The organism is Gracilibacillus suaedae (genome assembly GCF_017599345.1).
GTDB lineage: Bacteria > Bacillota > Bacilli > Bacillales > Amphibacillaceae > Gracilibacillus > Gracilibacillus suaedae.
This window is the reverse complement of the sequence record NZ_JAGFVL010000049.1, coordinates 14881-34641: the sequence shown is the minus strand read 5'-3', so window position 1 is coordinate 34641 and position 19761 is coordinate 14881. Positions and strand designations below refer to the sequence as shown.

Annotated in this window: 13 protein-coding genes, 1 pseudogene and 1 riboswitch; of the genes and pseudogenes, 6 read left to right on the top strand and 8 right to left on the bottom strand. The window is 39.4% G+C overall.

Annotated features, from left to right (window positions below; all coding sequences use genetic code 11):
- Positions 1-557: 557 nt before the first annotated feature.
- The gene (locus J5J03_RS14785) at positions 558-1124 is read right to left on the bottom strand and encodes a nitroreductase family protein (RefSeq protein ID WP_208590545.1); all 567 of its coding nucleotides are present in this window, start codon (positions 1122-1124) and stop codon (positions 558-560) included.
- Positions 1125-1296: 172 nt separating this feature from the next.
- A riboswitch (SAM riboswitch) is annotated at positions 1297-1402 on the top strand.
- Between the two features lie 73 nt (positions 1403-1475).
- Here J5J03_RS14785 and J5J03_RS14780 point away from each other — a divergent pair.
- Both J5J03_RS14780 and metE read left to right on the top strand, forming a co-directional pair.
- Positions 1476-3314, top strand: a complete 1839-nt coding sequence (locus J5J03_RS14780; RefSeq protein ID WP_208590544.1) for a bifunctional homocysteine S-methyltransferase/methylenetetrahydrofolate reductase — start codon at positions 1476-1478, stop codon at positions 3312-3314.
- A gap of 21 nt (positions 3315-3335) precedes the next feature.
- Positions 3336-5609, top strand: coding sequence for a 5-methyltetrahydropteroyltriglutamate--homocysteine S-methyltransferase (metE, locus tag J5J03_RS14775; RefSeq protein ID WP_208590543.1), 2274 nt, complete (start codon positions 3336-3338; stop codon positions 5607-5609).
- Between the two features lie 104 nt (positions 5610-5713).
- Here the strand turns inward: metE and J5J03_RS14770 are convergent, their stop codons facing one another.
- Complete coding sequence (locus tag J5J03_RS14770; protein ID WP_208590542.1) at positions 5714-10342, bottom strand: 5'-nucleotidase C-terminal domain-containing protein; 4629 nt, start codon at positions 10340-10342, stop codon at positions 5714-5716.
- A gap of 282 nt (positions 10343-10624) precedes the next feature.
- Here J5J03_RS14770 and J5J03_RS14765 point away from each other — a divergent pair, with 282 nt between their 5' ends.
- From J5J03_RS14765 to J5J03_RS14750, 4 genes are all read left to right on the top strand, one after another.
- Complete coding sequence (locus J5J03_RS14765; RefSeq protein WP_208590541.1) at positions 10625-11797, top strand: galactokinase; 1173 nt, start codon at positions 10625-10627, stop codon at positions 11795-11797.
- A gap of 629 nt (positions 11798-12426) precedes the next feature.
- Positions 12427-13419, top strand: a complete 993-nt coding sequence (galE, locus tag J5J03_RS14760; protein WP_208590540.1) for a UDP-glucose 4-epimerase GalE — start codon at positions 12427-12429, stop codon at positions 13417-13419.
- A gap of 1 nt (position 13420) precedes the next feature.
- Positions 13421-14914 (top strand): UDP-glucose--hexose-1-phosphate uridylyltransferase, encoded by a 1494-nt coding sequence (gene galT / locus J5J03_RS14755; protein WP_208590539.1) that lies wholly within the window; start codon positions 13421-13423, stop codon positions 14912-14914.
- 17 nt (positions 14915-14931) lie between these two features.
- Positions 14932-15978 carry an aldose epimerase family protein gene (locus J5J03_RS14750; protein ID WP_208590538.1) on the top strand — a complete coding sequence of 349 codons (1047 nt, stop codon included), beginning with the start codon at positions 14932-14934 and terminating at the stop codon, positions 15976-15978.
- Between the two features lie 200 nt (positions 15979-16178).
- Here J5J03_RS14750 and J5J03_RS14745 read toward each other — a convergent pair.
- The 6 genes and pseudogenes from J5J03_RS14745 to dgoD all read right to left on the bottom strand — a co-directional run.
- Positions 16179-16476: pseudogene (locus tag J5J03_RS14745) on the bottom strand (beta-galactosidase small subunit-related protein); the annotation flags it as partial.
- Positions 16473-16652, bottom strand: coding sequence for a hypothetical protein (locus tag J5J03_RS14735; protein WP_331460504.1), 180 nt, complete (start codon positions 16650-16652; stop codon positions 16473-16475). The gene J5J03_RS14735 and the pseudogene J5J03_RS14745, both read right to left, overlap by 4 nt.
- A gap of 136 nt (positions 16653-16788) precedes the next feature.
- The gene (locus J5J03_RS22175) at positions 16789-16914 is read right to left on the bottom strand and encodes a hypothetical protein (protein ID WP_331460503.1); all 126 of its coding nucleotides are present in this window, start codon (positions 16912-16914) and stop codon (positions 16789-16791) included.
- 83 nt (positions 16915-16997) lie between these two features.
- The gene (locus J5J03_RS14725) at positions 16998-17621 is read right to left on the bottom strand and encodes a bifunctional 4-hydroxy-2-oxoglutarate aldolase/2-dehydro-3-deoxy-phosphogluconate aldolase (protein WP_208590536.1); all 624 of its coding nucleotides are present in this window, start codon (positions 17619-17621) and stop codon (positions 16998-17000) included.
- 21 nt (positions 17622-17642) lie between these two features.
- Positions 17643-18596 (bottom strand): sugar kinase, encoded by a 954-nt coding sequence (locus J5J03_RS14720; RefSeq protein WP_208590535.1) that lies wholly within the window; start codon positions 18594-18596, stop codon positions 17643-17645.
- A gap of 12 nt (positions 18597-18608) precedes the next feature.
- Positions 18609-19757, bottom strand: coding sequence for a galactonate dehydratase (gene dgoD / locus J5J03_RS14715; protein WP_208590534.1), 1149 nt, complete (start codon positions 19755-19757; stop codon positions 18609-18611).
- Positions 19758-19761 lie beyond the last annotated feature (4 nt).

Genomic DNA, 19761 nt, shown 5'->3' with positions numbered 1-19761 from the left:
TGAAAATACTGTTTGTTCGAAATTAAATGCACAGTCACCTATGAAGTAATTTTGACATATATCGTGATCATAACTGCCACTCCGGCTGCCCACTTCCCTTTCCGTGGGGTTTGTCCTTCAGCTAACTTTTTCGAGCCAAAACCGCTCGAAAAAGTGGATCTTCAGGTCAAACAATTCCCACAGGAGTGAAAGTGGGCGGCCTTCGTTAAGATATGCCCTACAACACTAATCCGAAATCAACCAATCGAATTCTCCACCATATGTATTTCCATGAGTTCTATCCTTTCTATAACCAGAGCACAACAATAGCGTAGGCAGAATACGGAGACTCCTGTGGGAACTCACACGAGCCGAAGATCCACTTGGTAAAGTGCTTTTCTTTACCAAGTTAGCTGAGGCCGTGCCCACGGAAAGCGCAGTATTCTGCCGAAGCGGTATTCGGTGCACTCTCTATGGGAGGATGGACAGAGCAGATCCTCAAGAGAGTTACTGCGCAGTTTATGGATACTGTGTTCTACAGCAAAAAAACGCATCGGGATTCAAGCGTCCGATGCGTTTTACTCTATAATGGTGATTCTTTCTTTTGCAGATGTTCTGGGAACTGGATGAAGATTTTTGGCTGGATAGCCTACTTGTATTTGCCCCACTACTCTTTCATCCTCTTGTAAACCAATCAATTCTGCTGTTTCTTCACAGAAGGCTAGTTTTCCTGTTTTCCAAAAAGTACTTAATCCTTTTTCCCACGCTAGTAAACTAAAGTTCTGTATTAAGCAACTAGAAGAAGCATAATCCTCTTCTCTTAACTTTTCTTGGGGGTGTAAGGTATTAACGACAAAGAAGATAAATGGCACATTCATTATTTTATGATAAGCATTATCGCTTACTATTTTTAATTCTTCATCTGAATTACTAGTTGTTTTGGAGACTGCTACTTGCCGGTTAATATTTGCCAGTTTTTCTTTAGCCTCTCCTTGAATAAAAACAAAGCGCCATGGTTCTGTCATCTTATGATTAGGAACCCAAATAGCTATTTCTAATAGTTCTTCGATCAAACTTTGTGAAACCTCTTTATCTTGATAAACAGATATCGAGCGACGTTCTTTAATGAGTTGTTGTAGGTTCATGGAGATATCCTCCTTGTTATTGATAATCATTTTCAACTAAACTTTATCATATCATAATTATAAGAACAGTCAAGTTATCCCGTCAATTTCATACCATTATTTTCAAAATGGGCTTGAAATTGGTTTGCGGTTGTTGTAAACTACTAACAAATGTTACTAACTAAATAGCTTTTTCTTATCCAGAGAGGTGGAGGGACTGGCCCTACGATACCTCAGCAACCGTCAATCATTGACAAGGTGCTAATTCCAGCAAGCATGATGTGCTTGAAAGATGAGAGTCTTTTTCTAATAAATCTCCGTCTTTCTATAGCCGGAGATTTTTTATTTTGTAAAGAAGAGAGGTGAAATTTTATGTCCAAACTAATTAGTCATTTACAAAACAGATTAATGGTCGCTGATGGAGCAATGGGAACTTTACTATACTCCCATGGTGTAGATCGATGTTTCGAATCTTACAACACTACCCATCCCGATGAAATCATTCATGTTCATCAAACCTATCTTGATGCGGGGGCAGAAATCATTCAAACCAACACATACGGAGCAAATTATATCAAATTGGCACGGTTTGGTTTAGAAGATCAAGTACATCAATTGAATACCAAAGCGGTTCAACTCGCCAAGACCGTTGCCGAAGACCGGGCATTTGTGTTAGGAACGATTGGTGGAATTAGAGGTGTGCAAAAAATAGTAGCTTCTAAGAAGGATATTATCCGCAGCTTTAAGGAACAGCTATTCTCGCTATTACTAGAAGGTGTGGATGGGATATTACTAGAAACATACTATGACTTCGAAGAAATAAAACAAGTCTTAGAGATTGCTAGACAAGAAACAGATCTGCCTATCATAGCGAATGTATCGATGCATGAACCTGGTGTGATGGAAAATGGCATCCAGCTTCCCGTAGCCCTCCAAACACTAGAAGATATTGGTGCAGATGTTGTAGGAGTGAATTGTCATTTAGGCCCTCACTATATGATCAAGGCATTAGAATCAGTTCCACTCCTGGAAAAGGCACTTTTGGCAGCATATCCTAATGCAAGTCTTCCTGCTTATCAAAACGGGAAACTAGTTTACACCCAGCATACTCACTACTTTGAACGATGTGCGAAGGATTTCCGTGATCAAGGGGTCCGGTTAATAGGCGGATGTTGCGGCACGACGCCAGAACATATTCGTGCACTCAAAGATGGAATAGCAGACTTAGAACCTATTACAGAAAAAGAAGTAAAGCAAGTAACATTTACCCAAAATAAAACAGACCAGCAGCCACCACTACGAACAACAATTGCAGATAAGGCTCGAAAACGACATACCGTTATTGTCGAATTAGACGCACCAAAACATTTGGACACAGACTCTTTCATGAATGGTGTATTTGCTTTGGAGAATGCTGGAGTTGATGCAATTACATTAGCAGATAATTCCTTGGCTACTCCACGTATTAGTAATCTAGCGATGGCTGTAAAAATGAAGCAAGCAGGATGTCACGCAACACCGCTCATCCACTTGACATGTCGTGATCGTAACTTAATCGGGCTTCAATCCCACCTAATGGGATTGCATACATTAGGTCTCCATGAAATTCTAGCTATAACGGGAGATCCGACTCGTATTGGTGGTTTTCCGGGTGCATCATCTGTCTTTGATGTCACATCTTTTGAATTAACAAAGCTGATCAAACAGTGTAACCAAGGGCTTTCATTTTCTGGTAGTTCTTTGAAAACAAATACTCAATTTCAGGTAGCTGCTGCGTTTAATCCAAATGTGGCCAATCTCGAAAAAGCAGTGAAAAGAATGGAACGGAAAATAAAGCATGGTGCGGACTACTTTTTGACACAGCCGATATTCAACCACGAGCAAATTATTCAATTGCATCGACTTACTAAACATATTGATCAACCTATTTTCATTGGTATCATGCCACTTACCTCTCATCGAAATGCAGAATTTCTTCATCATGAGGTACCAGGCATGAAACTATCTGACGAAGTGCGCACAAGAATGCAGCGCCATGATAACCGCCAGGACAGTTTACAAGAGGGAATGCAAATTGCCAAGGAGTTAATTAAAACGGCGATGAATTATTTTAATGGTATTTATATTATCACTCCGTTTATGCATTATCCATTAACAGTGGAGCTCACGAAGTATGTTCAGCAACAAGCTAAGTTAGTAACAAAAATATAAATTTAAAGGAGTTTTTACACAATGACAACAATTCTTAGTGCCAATTTAGGTTATCCGCGTATAGGAGAAAAAAGAGAATGGAAAAAATCCATCGAAGCATTCTGGCAAGGAGACATTAGTGAAGAATCACTGAAAGCACAAACCAAAAAATTACGACTTAACAACTTAAAAAAGCAAAAAGAGCAAGGAATTGACCTTATTCCTGTGGGGGATTTTTCATTTTATGATCATGTATTAGATACAGCTGTTTCCTTTAATATTATTCCAGAGCGATTTCAGCAACATACCCCAACAAACTTGTCTAGCTATTTTGCGATTGCTCGTGGTGAAACAAATGCTGTAGCGGCGGAAATGACAAAATGGTTCAATACCAATTACCACTATATAGTGCCAGAACTAAGCGGAACATCACCAAAATTAATAGAGAACCGGGCATTATATTATTATCAGGAAGCAAAAGAAGAATTGAACATTGACGGCAAGCCTGTCATTGTTGGACCTGTCACATTTGTTAAACTGGCAAAAGGATATCAAGAAGATGAATTAGAAAGTTGGATTAACCGCTTGCTTCCATTATACGAACAAGTTCTTAACGAATTAGCAGCAGCAGGAGCTAAGTGGGTACAAATAGATGAACCTATTTTGGGTACTAACCTTTCTGAAAAGGAAATACATCTTGTAGAGCAAGTATATCAATCGATCGATAACAATGTATCAGGAATTCAGATCATTTTACAAACCTATTTTGAGACGGTTCAACATTATCAACAAATTACTGCTCTACCAGTAAAGGGAATTGGATTAGACTTTGTACATGGTGATCATTTAGAGTTGATCCAAAAGTTTGGCTTCCCTTCCGATAAAGTTTTAGGTGCTGGTATTATCAATGGTCGTAATGTATGGCGTGCTAATTTAGAGGAAAAATATCAACTTTTACAGCATATCCAACAAACAGCAAACCCAGAAACATTAATTATACAACCATCCTGTTCCTTATTACATGTGCCAGTAACGAAACATTTAGAAGAAAAGCTAGATCCTGTTGTCAAAGACGGATTAAGCTTCGCCAATGAAAAATTAGAAGAACTGCAAAATTTAACAACCGCTTTACAAGCAGGAAAACAGTCTGTTGCTGACGCTTTTGAAGCTAGCCAACAAGCAATATTGAATCTGGATCAATCTGACTACCGTAATCAAACACCTGCTATCGCAAGACAAAATGCAAAACGAGAACTTCCTTTTACAGAGAGAAAGAAACGTCAACAAGCATCATTAAATCTGCCTTTATTACCGACAACAACAATCGGGAGCTTACCGCAAACACCCGAAGTAAAAAGAACAAGAACAAAATGGCGTAAAGGTGATATCTCTGACCAAGCCTACCAGGATTTTATTGAAGCAGAGACGAGAAGATGGATTCAAATTCAGGAAGATTTAGATTTAGATGTACTCGTTCACGGTGAATTCGAACGAACCGATATGGTTGAATATTTTGGAGAAAAATTAAAAGGCTTTGCGGTTACCGAATTTGGTTGGGTGCAATCCTATGGCTCACGTTGTGTTAAACCACCTTTATTAGTTGGAAATGTGGAGTGGGAAAAGGCCATCACCGTGAAAGAGATCGCCTATGCCCAATCTTTAACTGATCGTCCTGTTAAGGGAATGTTAACTGGACCTGTAACCATCTTAAATTGGTCATTTGTTCATGAAGAACTACCTCGATTCACAGTACAAGATCAAATTGCCTTAGCGCTAGAAAAAGAAGTATTAGCACTTGAAGAAGCAGGAATTAACATCATCCAAGTAGATGAACCTGCGTTACGTGAAGGATTACCATTGGATCGCTTAAAATGGCCTGCCTATTTTGATGCTGCTGTTAATGCTTTTCAGCTTGCAACGGCGACGGTCAAACCAGACACACAAATCCATACGCATATGTGCTACTCTGAATTTGGCGAAATTTATGAAGCTATCGATGGATTAGACGCTGATGTGATTTCGATCGAAACTTCCCGAAGTCATGGGGAAATGGTGGAAACCTTTGAAAAAAATGATTATAAAAAAGAGATCGGGCTTGGTGTTTATGACATTCATAGCCCACGTGTTCCAACTTTGCAAGAGCTTGAAGTAAACATCAAACGTGCTCTAGAAACCATTGATGTCGAACAATTCTGGATCAACCCAGATTGCGGGCTAAAAACGAGAAGAGAACCTGAAACCATCGCCGCTCTGGAAAAAATGGTGGAAGCAGCTAAGAAAATAAGAGAGCAGTATACTACTATTAAGCAACAGTAAAATTAGACTTGAGGGGTTACGACGTTTTGTACTCTCCCAAGGAACAGACGTACTATATTAATGAAAGAAAAAAGGCTACATTCAGCTGAATGTAGCCTTTTTCGTTATAAGCTTAGTTTTCTTTTGCGAATCAGCAATAATAAGCCGAATGCGATTATGACGACACCTGCTATCAAGTAGTTAAACATGGATGTAGCGGTATCTGGTAGCTCATTATTTTCTGTTGATGTGTTCTCTGTTTTCTTTTGATCTTCTGATCCATTGGAGTTCTTATCATTATCTTTTGAATCTCCATCGTTGTTATTGGCTTCACCATCGTCATTATTTCCAACATCATTATTAGTTTCGTCACCATCATTGTTTCCACCATTGTTATTGGTCTCATCATCGTCATTATTATCATTATCTTCACTAGCTTCCATTACAGTAAAGATCGAGAAGTGAGTAGTTGTCGCTGTCACAATACCGCCTTGATACTCACCGCCAATTTCTACCCATTCCTCTGTTTTCTCATTTAGGTAAAATACCTTCAAAAGGTCTGAGTATTCCACATCTTCGTCATGGATGTTAAAGGCTAATTGAACACCTTCTGTTTCAGAAAAGTCACTTATTATAGTTTCACCTTCCACAAGGGTAAAATCATAAACAGCACTTTTCGCACCTTCTACATCTGCTAGCTTTTCGATGATGATGGTAGCATCCTGTTCCCCAGTAAACACTGCTGCTGGAAATTCTAGTGTTACATCATTTTTTTTCACAGCTAAAACTGCATCTTTTTCTTTTAATTTGGCTAATTGCGATTTGGTTACTGTAATTTCTAATGGTTGGCTCTCGTCAATATTTTCTACTTCGGTAAAGTCAACGGTAACTTTGCCCTTTGCTGCTACCTGATCAAAAATAACATCTTTTACTTTCGCCTTATTATCTACAACATCTGGCAATGTCACTTTCGGTACAGTAGAGATACGACCTTCTGTACCATATAACAATGGATTATCCTCTGTTGTTTCTAGAGCAATAATGTAATTCTCAAGCGCCTCTACATCGACAGGGCCTTCTTCTCGCTCAGAATCGATTGATGCGAATACACCTCTTGATGCTAAATAGCTATTTGTTGTTAAGGTATAGGTATCATTCTTTTTCACTTTCTTGCCGTCTGGAAGTGTTATAGATATCACTTTATTTGCTGCCTTATTATAGCGATATTGGAACCCAGATACACTATAATCAGAACCGTTATCAGAAAGCTGTGCATTCAGAATCTCTTCTAATTCAGCACCTGTCACTTCCATTTTCACTAATGTATTACCATGGGTTAGTATTTTTTCTAACGAAGATGTCGTGATCGGTCCAGCTAATAAGGAAGAACCAATTCCTCCACCATTCGTCACAGCAAAATCACTGTCCATTTCCACTCTCATACTATCTGTAATTAAATTACCTAAACCATGATCAATGCCATTTGTGTAACTACCGACTAAATCCTGTGCATTATAGCCGATCGCCTCGCCTTCATCTTCCATGTCTGGAACCTCGTCTGTTTGCGTAATACGTCCCTCTGGTCCAACTACTAATGGGTTTTCTTCAGAAGTATCTAAATACTTGATATAATCCACCGCAGCATCAACATCAACTGGACCCATTACTGGATTTTTACCTAAATTACTAATTGGACCATCTTGCGTACCAATATAATTGTTCGTTGCTAATACATATGTTTCCTCTGGATCAATTGGCGATCCGTCCGGAAAGGTAATATCTACTACATGCTGATAATCATAATTATAGGTGTAGTGTAAACCGGACACACTATAATCTGATCCGTAACTTGATAAATTGTCATTTAGAATAGGAATTAAATCTTCACCTTTGATTTCCACTGACATCACATTATTAGCAAAAGGTAGAATATTAAACACTTCACCCCAAGTTATTGGACCTACGTTTAAGGAGTCGCGGATACCACCACCATTGTGCATCGCAAAATCAGCATCCATTACCCATTTCATACCATCTGCAATTAAATTACCTAAACCGTGATCACCATCATTGGTATACTGCCCAGTTAGTTCCTGTGCATTATAACCGATTTCTTCATTTACAATAGATTCGATTTCAGCCTCATATTTATTCAAAATACTTTCAACCGCTGGTTCAGGTTGGTAATCATCTTGCTTCACAAATACGACTTCTGATTCTACATCCACAATATCTTTTGTTTCACGATCAATTTGAATATCAACATCAGCAAAGGCTTTTCCATATTCCGATGCTTGAATAATCCATTTTTCATCAACAACGGCATCTACTACTTGGTGGTTATGGGCTGCAAAAATAATGTCTACTGCATCATCGGTATTTTTAGCCAAATCTGCTGCAGCTCCTGTAGCAGTTGATCCAGATTGTGTCGCCGGCATGTGTGCAAGAACAACAATTGCTTCCACACCTTGTTCCTGTAATTCATCAACTGCATCATTAACTGCTTCTGTTTCATCCGTAAATGCTACATTTTCTAAAGAAGACGGCATGACCATGTTCATTGTCTCTTGTGTATTAACACCGATAAAACCAATTTCTACACCGTCAACTTCCTGAATAGCATATGGTGGTAAATAGGTTTCACCTGTATCTTCTTGAATACAGTTGGCACAAAGCATATCAAAGTTCATCCCTTCGTAACCTTCTGTACCTAGTCCTTCTGGATGATCCCCACCATTTACCATGCGTTTTAATTCATCTAATCCTTCATCAAATTCATGGTTTCCTACTGTACCTATATCGAAGCCCATTTCATTCATAATTTCTACTGTTGGCTCATCTTGAAGCAAACCTGAAATAGGTGAACTTCCACCAATCATATCACCTGCATGTACAAGTAAGGTATTCTCGTTTTCTTGTTCTCGTTCTTTAATCGCTTGTGCCGTGTAATCCATACGACCATACACTGCATCTTCGCCATCAACATCTAATACGTATTCCTGGTCGATCTTTCCGTGCAAGTCGTTCATGCTTAATAGTTGTACTTCCAATATGTCATCAGATGGTTCTTCACCTGCTGTTGCAGAAGTATATCCTTGTGCTTCAGCTTCCGCCGCACTTGCAAAGAAGATACGTTTTTCCACCGGAACTTCTGCATATTCGGTAGGTTCTACATATTCTTTCGTATCGGAGTTTCCTACATAACGATGGAAATCTCCACCTTCTGAAATGGCACGGTACTCAAAAGGTAACTCTGTTAATAGGTTTTCAGGATTCCAAATACCTTGTTCATTATCTATTGCTTCTTTAACGGTATCCTGATAAAGCTGATAATTATCTTCATCACCAATTGGCCAGATAAAGTAGGTTGTTGCGAATCCTTCTTTAACTAATTCCAGGTTCGTATTTACGCCATCTTCATTGATGACTTCCGCTAGCAATCTACCATATTGATCAGTCGGTTCTTCACCAATTTTTAATGTTACGGTTGAACCTTCTGGCAATAATTCTTTCAAGCGTTCTGTTGCATATTGACCATGTTCTTGTTGATTTTCCTCATCTACACCATTTGCTCCATTCACATTTGTCTCAGGTGTATCAATGTTAACAAAACGTACTCGATCAGATCCTAACACAGGTGTTGTTAACCGAATCGTGTCACCATCCGAAACATATTCAACTGTTGAAGTATATTCTCCACTTGCATCTGGCGCGTCCAGTTGCTCCTCCGCTAATGATAGATCACTAGCTTTTCTAGGTAATAGTTGATAGCTGTTGTATTGGCTTAAAACAGCTGTAATCTCATACCAGTTACCCTCTTCTAGCTCCGTAACATCTAACGTTCCTTCCATTACTCTTAACGTTGTACTATTAAAGTCACTGTCGATTAACGAAATATTGTAGCCTCCACCAGCAGGATCAGATGGAATATTTTGCATATATCCGGAAACAGAAACTAATTGACCTTCTAATGACTCTGCTACTGCTTCATCATTTAAATCTGCTAACGTAATATCTGTTGCAGCTGGTAGAGTTTCACCACTAGCGATCACTTCCATGTCAGTTGGTATAATCTCTGTTAATCCATTATAAACATCGATTTCACCTGTTATTTGAACTCGATCTCCTTCACTTAATGTTGGAAAAGAAGATCCTTCAAATGCAAAAAGATTAATACCTGCTGTCTCATCTTGTATGTATGTGGATAATTGACTGCTATTTGGATCTGCTAGATTACTAGAAGTTACCACACCTTCAATGGTTACGACACTTCCATTGCTTTGTTGGCGTGCTTCTAAAATCGATAGGTTAGACGGAACCGGGTCTTCGTCCTCTATTGCATCACCATCAGCAAATGTAATACTTGTTACATTTTCAATGGATTCCTGATTGGAATAAAGGTCCCTTGTACCTGTCACAGTAATTTTTTGTCCTAATGCTGCTTCATTTAACTGTGGACTAAATTGATCACGTTGATCTGATTCCAACTTAACAATGATAGACGTAGCCTCATCATTATTCTCTTCTGCTACCTTAATGGCATACTGATTATTAAAAGGGGCTACTATATACCCTTCCATGGTCACTTCTGTATCATGACCTTCTGCCAATGCATCAGATACAGAAATAGCCTCCGTCTCTTGTTCTTGTGCACTTACTTCTACTATAGGTATAAATGCTGTTGAGAGTTGAGTAAATACAAGTAAAAATGCCAAAAATAAGCTAGATATTTTTAACCTTGAATGTCGCTCCATTCTCTCTCCTCCTCTATTAATTTGTCTATCTTCCATCTTTGATTCTATCAATTCAAGGTTGAAATTAATTAAACTCTGCGTAAAGTGTTTGTTAACTTTTGTAAAGATAAATAACGAGTAGTGCCGTTTATTTCCATTTTATGTGACATCATTATAGGTGACTGTTCACCTCAATCAATTATTTCCATTTTAGCCTTGTATCTATTAACGAAATCACGTATACTTTAGTTAATAAATTAATTTAATTAAGTCGACAAAATATTTCAAAGGGTGATAATGAAAATGGATATAAAAACATTAGTTGCCAAGTTTCAAGGTATGTTCCAAACAACTGAACAGCCCAGAGCATTTTTTGCACCAGGTAGAATTAATCTGATCGGGGAACACACAGATTATAACGGCGGGCATGTCTTCCCTGCTGCAATTTCCTTTGGTACGTATGCGTTAGCAGTACCAAGACAGGATAAAAAGTTACGACTCTATTCGGATAATTTTCCTGATAAAGGAATAATTGAAGTATCACTAGATGACCTTTCCTACAAAGGCGAAGACAGTTGGACCAATTTTCCAAAAGGAATGATTCTTTACTTCCTGGAAGAAGGGTTTAATATTGATAAAGGATTTGACGTATTATTCTACGGAAATATTCCTAACGGTGCGGGTCTCTCTTCCTCTGCTTCCATTGAACTTGTAACTGGGGTTTTATTAGAAAATCTTTACCGACTTGATATAGACCGTATTCGGATGGTCCAACTTGGACAAAAAGTTGAAAACGATTATATCGGTGTCAACAGTGGCATTATGGATCAATTTGCAATTGGTATGGGGAAAGCAGATCACGCGATGCTATTAGACTGTGATACATTAAACTATCAATATGCACCAATAAAATTGGAAAATCATGATATCATTATTATTAATACGAATAAACGACGTGAACTCGCTGATTCCAAGTATAATGAACGTCGCAATCAATGTGAAGTAGCGCTAGCGGACCTGCAAAAAGAACTTTCTATTAACAGCCTTGGTGAATTGACACCAGAACAATTCGAGGAAAACCGTTCATTAATTACTGATCAAACAAATCAAAAACGGGCAAAACATGCTGTATATGAAAATGCTAGAACGATCGATGCTTTGAAAAAGTTAAATGCTGGTGACCTCAAGGAATTTGGTGAATTAGTGAACCAATCTCATGTATCATTACGCGATGATTATGAAGTAACAGGCGTGGAGCTTGATACCATTGCCGAAACTGCCTGGCAACAAAAAGGTGTCCTAGGCGCCCGGATGACAGGCGCTGGATTTGGCGGGTGCGCGATTGCTATCGTAGAAAAGACAATGGTTGAAGCTGTCAAACAAGCCATTGACAAATCCTATCAAGACAAAGTGGGTTACGCTCCAACCTTTTACGTAGCCGCAGTCGGAGATGGTGCTAAGGAGATATCACTTTAGGCATAAACTGCCGCTCATACTGGTTCGTAGTTGATAGATACTGCGAACTAATGAAAATTTCCGGAGGGAGGCTTTCCTCCATTCTTTCCATAGGAAGTGTTGGAATACCGCTCCGGCAGAATACTGCGCTTTCCGTGGGCACGGCCTCAGCTAACTTGGTAAAGAAAAGCACTTTACCAAGTGGATCTTCGGCTCGCGCTGTTCCCACAGGAGTCTCCGTATTCTGCCTACGCTAAATTTAGTTTTCCAATTATGGTAAGAATAGAACTTAGGGAACGATTTCCTTTGGATTTCCTGTCATTTTATTAGAACACTATTCTAAGCTGCAGAAAAAATGCGAGACTCCTGTGGGAAAGGAACAGTCTGAAGACCCTGCGTGATGCACCTGCGTCTCCTAGTAAAGCTTCGAAGTAGGCTTCCTCGGTGCAAGGGGACAAAGATGTTTAATCAAGAAGCTCCCTGGCTGAAGCGTTCCCCACGGAAAGCGAGTATTTTTTCCGCAGCGGTGGCTTAGCACTCGACTAGAATCAGAATGGAGGAGAGTAAATCCATGCTTATTGGTTCGTAGTGTATGTATTTTGTGAATGGTTCTATTTTAATATTTTTTAAGTTAGAAAGGATGATGACAAATGCGTATTTTAGTTTTAGGTGGAGCTGGTTACATTGGCTCGCACGCTGTATATCAATTAATTGATCAAGGATATGAGGTAGTGGTGATTGATAATTTATTAACAGGGCATGCGGGTGCAGTTCATCCAGACGCAACATTTTATAGTGGCGATATTCGTGACATCGAATTCTTGCGCGAAGTATTTACACACGAAAAGATTGATGGAGTACTCCATTTTTCAGCAAACTCATTAGTAGGTGAATCAATGGAAGACCCTCTCAAATATTTCGATAACAATGTATACGGAACCCAAGTATTACTGCAAGCCATGACAGAATTCGATATCAAACATATTGTCTTCTCTTCCACTGCAGCAACATACGGTGAACCAGAACAAGTACCAATTACGGAAACAATGCCAACAAACCCTACTAATACGTATGGTGAAACAAAATTAACAATGGAAAAAATGATGAAATGGACTGAAGCTGCTCACGGTATCCGTTTTGTATCACTTCGTTACTTTAATGTTGCTGGAGCACGCAGTACAGGCGAAATTGGCGAGGACCATCGTCCTGAAACACACTTAATTCCAATTATATTGCAAGTAGCGTTAGGTCAAAGAGAGTACATCTCTATTTTTGGTGACGACTATAATACTGCTGATGGCACATGTATCCGTGACTACATTCATGTCGAAGATTTAATCGATGCCCATATACTAGCACTTAAATATTTAAGAGAAGGCGGAGAAAGTAATGTCTTTAACTTAGGAAGCAGCCAAGGCTTCTCTGTAAAAGAAATCATTGATGCAGCAAGAAAAGTAACAAATCACCCAATTCCGGCAGAAGTAGCACCAAGAAGAGCAGGTGATCCTAGTACGTTAATTGCTGCATCAGATAAAGCAATGCGTATTCTTGGTTGGAACCCGACCAGAACTGATATTGATAAGATTATTACCGATGCATGGAATTGGCATCAGGCTAATCCTACAGGCTACAAGGAGGATTAACATGACCAATATCTCAAGCTTAGTGAACACATTAGTCAACAAAGCTATGGAGAAAGGATTGATCCAGACTGGTGACGAAATTTATGCACGTAATCAAGTGTTAGGGCTACTCAATGAAGCAAGTTATCAAGATGACGCAGAACTGTTAAACCAGGATATTCCGGAAATTTTAGAAGATTTAGCGGATCAGGCTGTAAAAAGAGGATTAATCGAAGGCTTACTTGATGAAAGAGAACAACTAACTGCCAAAATCATGGACGTTTTTATCTCAAAACCTTCAGAAGTAAACCAAACCTTTTATCTAAAATATCAAGCCTCACCAGAAAAAGCAACGGACTATTTCTATCAACTAAGCAAAGATAGTAATTACATTCAAACAAAACGGATTGCGAACAACATTCATTTCAAAACAGCATCGGATTATGGACAGTTAGACATTACGATAAACCTGTCAAAACCGGAAAAGGATCCCGAACAAATTAAGCGTGAAAAAGAAATGAAACAGGATATCGCTTATCCGAAATGTTTATTATGTGTGGAAAATGAGGGATATGTAGGACGGATCGGTCACCCGGCACGTTCTAATCACCGGGTTATTAAGGTTCCATTGGAAGGGGAAGAATGGTTTCTACAATACTCTCCTTATGTCTATTACAATGAACACAGTATCCTGTTCGCAAAAGAACACCGTCCTATGAAAATTAACCGAGATTCTTTTGCCAGACTTACAGCTTTTGTTGAAAAATTCCCACATTATTTCATTGGTTCAAATGCTGACTTACCGATTGTCGGTGGCAGTATTTTATCACATGATCACTATCAAGGTGGTCACTATACCTTTGCAATGACAAATGCCGAAGAGGAATTTAGCTTTATATTGGACGATTTTTCCGATGTTGAAGCGGTTGTTGTTAAATGGCCATTATCGGTAATTCGCTTACGCCATACTGATCGCAGCAAACTGGTGGATGCATCTGATTACATTTTACAAAAATGGCGAGAATACAGTGATCCTAGTGCAGATATCCTTGCATATACAGGTGATACGCCACACAACACGATCACACCAATTGCTCGCAAACGTGGCGAATTATACGAAATCGACCTCGTATTACGTAACAATCGTACAACAGAAGAACATCCGATGGGACTCTTCCATCCACATGAGGATGTACACCATATTAAGAAAGAAAACATTGGGCTTATTGAGGTGATGGGGCTTGCAGTACTTCCTCCCCGTTTAAAAGAGGAGCTAGAGATAATTAAAAAGCATCTCCTCGGTCAAAAGGTAACGGTTGCAGAATACCACCATGATTGGGTACAATCTATGGAAGATAGACATTCAACGATAACAAAAGACAACGTTAACAAAATTGTAGAAGATGCACTAGGACAAAAATTTGCACGTGTCTTGGAGGATGCCGGGGTGTATAAAACAAACCAGTCCGGAAGAGATGCGTTTAAACGGTTTTTGTCACACCTAAATGAAAGATAACTAGGAGGAAACGGGTTATGGAAGTAAAAACAGATGTAGTCAAAGTAAAAGACCAGCAATGGAAAGAGTTTACCTTAATCAATGATAATCAGATGGCTGTTTCTATCCTTGATTTTGGTGGTATCATTACAAAGATACTTGCACCAGATCGTGATGGTAAACTGGAAAATGTCGTGATTGGTTTTGAAAACTATGAAGATTACCTTGACAATCCTGGGTTTTTTGGGGCGTTAATTGGTCGTGTAGCCGGACGAATTGAAAAAGCGCAATTTGAAGTGAATGGCAAGACCTTTACACTACCGAAAAATGAAGGAGAACATCACTTACATGGTGGTGAGCCAGGATTTCATAAATCAATCTGGAAGGTTGTCCCTTTTGAAAATAATGATGAAGTAGGACTAACACTGACATTAAAAAGCAAAGATGGTGAAAACGGCTATCCTGGAAACTTGCAGATGACAGTAACTTATACCTTGAATAATGATAATGCTTTTACGATTACCTATGAAGGTGTAGCTGATCATAAAACGGTTCTAACAAGTACTAACCATTCCTATTTTAACCTGAGCGGTAATTTGAAATCAGATATTCAAAATCATGAGATTACATTGGACAGCAGTCAGTTTGTTGAATTGGATGAAGAATTAATTCCAACTGGTAACATTTTAGAAGTAGATGATACTGTCTATGATTTCCGGAATGGCCGCCTGATGAAAGATGGTGTGACATCCGATTATAAGCAAAATCTAGTGGCAAATCATGGCTATGATCATTACTTTATCTTTGACCATTCCAAACAGGAAAGTGCTGTTGTTCGCGAGAAAGAAAGTGGTCGTCGGTTAACAGTGATAACCGATCAGCCTGGTGTGGTGATGTACACATCTAATAACCTGCCAGAAGGATTAGGATTACGCGAACGAGAGTCGGTAAGATATTTAGGACTGTGCCTTGAAACACAAGGTTCACCGGCGTCGGTTCATCATGAAGGATTCCCTTCCATCTGGTTAGATAAAGATGAAAAATATTTTGCCAAAACTACTTTTATTTTTGACATAATAGACTAAGGAAGTTGGCAACGTTAGAGAATGGTGACACATGTGGCTCTAATATGTGGTGCAGTGAATTATAAGAAAGAACTAGATGAACTCGCTTCTAGATGATTAAATCTAGAAGCGGGTTCTTTGTGTAAGTGTCCAGATTATCTTAAAAAGTGTCCAGTAAATGGCGAAAGTGTCCAGATAATTATAAAAAGTGTCCAGAAAAATTATATTCTCTTAGATAATGTAGTTTTGGCTACATGTTTGGGATCATCATTAGATGAAAAAGGAATAAAACGAACAGTAAACGCAAAGTCCTCTGCATGTAATTGATATCTCTCCAGAACATCTGGACCACAGCTCGCAGAACCGATGCCATGCTGTTTATAGTCAATATTTAAAGTAAGATCCTTCTGTCTGATCGATATTTTCCATATCATAACGATGCACACTAAAATCAAAGGTTGGTTCCCCTGTTACTAGAAGTCCAGTGCCCTCTTCCCGGGAAAGAGACATCCATTTTACTTGATGGCGATTACCATTCTCTTGTGGTACAGCGTAATTAGTAAATAGCTGATCGACTGTGCCTTACCAAACACCGAAACGATTTGCTTCTCTACTCTACTATCGACATAAGCTTCACTAGGTCCTCTTCCATTCCGCTTTACCTGATCAAACGCATTTGGGACTTTCATTTGCAGGCCAATTCTCGGGAAAGTATCCGGCGTATCTCCATTTAATTGGCCGGTAACCCTAACTTGAATACCTCAACTAGCAAAGACATCATAGATATAGGTTGTTAAGAAAGACCAGGAGGTGCAATTCTTACTTTTGCAATTACCTCTGTACTTGTTTTCTGTCATCCGATACCTGATCATCAAGCCGATGCTGTAACCAGTGTAAACCATATTTCTGCCAGTACGCTTTGTTGCTGACAGGTTTCCACTGATTTGTTTCATAAATATCATTATCAATCAGTGCACGCCAGAAATTTAATTTAAGGATAGTGTCTCCCAGTCATTTGTCATCTTGTTCACTCCATTCCTCTAAACTTTTGCCATAAATTGTTCTGCTCTATGTGTTAACGCTTTTAAATCCTCTTTGGAATATGTTTGTTGTTTTTTCACCAAGGAACTACCCAATCCCGCTGCCACTGCTCCTGCCTGAAAATAAGCAGATATATTATCAAGGTTGACCCCACCTGTTGGCATTAACGGTATATGTGGCAACGGTCCTTTTATGTCTTTGATATAGGTTGGTCCTAATGCTGTTGCAGGGAAGATTTTAATAAGGTCTGCGCCATTTTCATAGGCGGTTAAAATTTCTGTCGGGGTCATTGCTCCCGGAATACTGACAATACCGTACCTTTTCGTTAACTTAATCGTATCTATGTCAACAGTTGGAGAAAAAATGAATTGCGAGCCTGCCATAATCGCTGCTCGAGCTGTTTCCGCATCTAAAACGGTTCCGGCACCAACGATCAGCTCTTGATCAAATTCTTTTCTTACCTGCTCTATTGCATCTAATACATTCGTAGTATCGACCGTAATCTCTAATATTCTAATTCCTCCTTGATGAAGTGCATTTGCTACATCAAGAATATGTTCTGAGGGTACACCACGAATTATTGCGACTAATTTATATTGATAAATACTTTGCAAGACACCCATTAAAAATGAACTCCTTTCGTATTACCTGCTCACATCTTCTTTTGTGTCCTGAATAAATCGTTCAATTTCTTCGATATCGGGCAACCCTTCTACATCGCCATTCACCATGGTTACCATTGCACCTATGGCATTAGCTCTAGCTATCGTCTTTTCAAGAGGTAGTTTTTCTAATAGTCCAGAAATCACTCCTGCGGCAAATCCATCCCCTGCGCCAATGGGATCAACGACACGTTCGATCGGATAACCAGGAACAAAAGCCTGTTCCTCCTTTGTAAAAAAGGAGGACCCTTTACTACCTTGTTTAAGGATGACAACCTCCGCACCGTTTTCAAGAAAAAGGTTGGCATACTGCTCAAGTTCATGTTGACCAAATAAATACGTAGCTTCACCTACTCCAGGCAGAACAATATCGGCTTCCGCTGCAATTTCTAATAACACTTGTTTTGCTTTTTCTTTCGATCCCCATAATTTCTCGCGAATATTTGGATCAAATATAATCGTTACATTATGTTTTTTTGCGTATTCGATTGCTTGTTTAACTGTCTGATAGCAGCTTTCACTCAATGCTGGCGTTATACCTGTTAAGTGAAGATACTTTGCGCTGGCAATGTAATCTTCCTGAATTTGGCCTGGACTTAAATTACTAGCAGCAGACCCGGCTCGATAGTAATAGACACGGACATCTTGTTCGCTTCTTAGTTCTTTAAAATAGAGGCCTGTCTGTGCTTGCGAATCTTTTTTCACTTGTGAAGTGTCTACTCCTTCTCCTCGAACAAAAGAAATAAGCGCTTTGCCTAATTCGTCATCACCAACTCGACTTATCCATCCAGCCTGCAATCCAAGACGTGTGACACCTATTGCAACATTCGTTTCTGCACCGGCAAATTTCTTAGAAAACTGGGAAGCATATCGCATTTTCCCTGTTTTATCAGGTGTAAAAAGAGCCATCGATTCCCCGATTGTTACAACATCCATTAGAATCCCTCCTTACCATTCCGCAACGGTTCCATCTTGATGACGCCAAACAGGATTTCGCCATCTGTGTCTTTCTTTTGCCATTTCCTTTACTTTCTCTTCATTGATTTCAATACCAAGACCTGGTCCTTGAGGAATTTTGACATGTCCATCTCGGTAATCAAATACGGTTTTGTCTGTTATATAATCTAATAAATCATTCCCTTGGTTATAATGAATACCTAGACTTTGCTCTTGGATGAATGCATTGTGAGCGGTTGCATCCATTTGTAAACAAGCTGCTAAAGCAATCGGACCTAATGGACAATGTGGCGCAACAGCGATATCATATGCTTCTGCCATCGAAGCAATCTTTTTCACTTCAGTAATCCCGCCTGCATGAGATAAGTCCGGCTGGATAATATCCGCTAAACCGGATTCAAATAATGGCTTGAAATCCCAACGAGAATACATTCTCTCACCAGTCGCAATCGGAATGCAGGTATGTTTCGTTATTTCCGCTAATGCTTCATTATTTTCTGGTAAAACTGGTTCTTCAATAAACATCGGGCGGAATGGCTCCAGTTCTTTTGCCAGTATTTTAGCCATTGGTTTGTGCACCCTGCCATGAAAGTCAATACCGATACCGATATAATCACCGACAGCTTCACGTACAGATGCAATCCTTTCGATAACGCTATCAATTTTTTCATAACTGTCAACATATTGCAGTTCTTCTGTTCCATTCATTTTTACTGCAGTAAAACCTGCTTCCACTACGTTTTTGGCCGCAGCTCCCACATCACTTGGCCTGTCACCACCAATCCAGGAATAAACACGGATCAAGTCACGACATGCCCCACCTAGCAATTGATAAGCTGGAGCATTAAAGTATTTCCCTTTAATATCCCATAATGCTTGATCAAGACCAGCAATAGCACTCATTAAAATCGGCCCACCGCGGTAAAAGCCAGCACGATACATGACATTCCAGTGGTCCTCTATTTTTAAAGGATCCTTTCCTATTAGAAAGTCAGCCAGTTCATGTACTGCTGCTTCTACTGTTGCTGCCTTCCCCTCTACTACAGGCTCTCCCCATCCTGCAATACTTTCATCTGTTTCCACTTTGACAAAACACCATCTTGGTGCTACAACAAATGTTTCGATGTTGGTAATTTTCACTTTC

Bases quoted from the DNA above. Each gene is read 5' to 3' on its own strand.
- J5J03_RS14765 (WP_208590541.1), top strand. From the start codon at position 10,625: ATGGATATAAAAACATTAGTTGCCAAGTTTCAAGGTATGTTCCAAACA.
- metE (WP_208590543.1), top strand. From the start codon at position 3,336: ATGACAACAATTCTTAGTGCCAATTTAGGTTATCCGCGTATAGGAGAA.
- J5J03_RS14750 (WP_208590538.1), top strand. From the start codon at position 14,932: ATGGAAGTAAAAACAGATGTAGTCAAAGTAAAAGACCAGCAATGGAAA.
- J5J03_RS14720 (WP_208590535.1), bottom strand. From the start codon at position 18,596: ATGGATGTTGTAACAATCGGGGAATCGATGGCTCTTTTTACACCTGAT.
- J5J03_RS14785 (WP_208590545.1), bottom strand. From the start codon at position 1,124: ATGAACCTACAACAACTCATTAAAGAACGTCGCTCGATATCTGTTTAT.
- J5J03_RS14780 (WP_208590544.1), top strand. From the start codon at position 1,476: ATGTCCAAACTAATTAGTCATTTACAAAACAGATTAATGGTCGCTGAT.
- galT (WP_208590539.1), top strand. From the start codon at position 13,421: ATGACCAATATCTCAAGCTTAGTGAACACATTAGTCAACAAAGCTATG.
- galE (WP_208590540.1), top strand. From the start codon at position 12,427: ATGCGTATTTTAGTTTTAGGTGGAGCTGGTTACATTGGCTCGCACGCT.
- J5J03_RS14725 (WP_208590536.1), bottom strand. From the start codon at position 17,621: ATGGGTGTCTTGCAAAGTATTTATCAATATAAATTAGTCGCAATAATT.
- J5J03_RS14770 (WP_208590542.1), bottom strand. From the start codon at position 10,342: ATGGAGCGACATTCAAGGTTAAAAATATCTAGCTTATTTTTGGCATTT.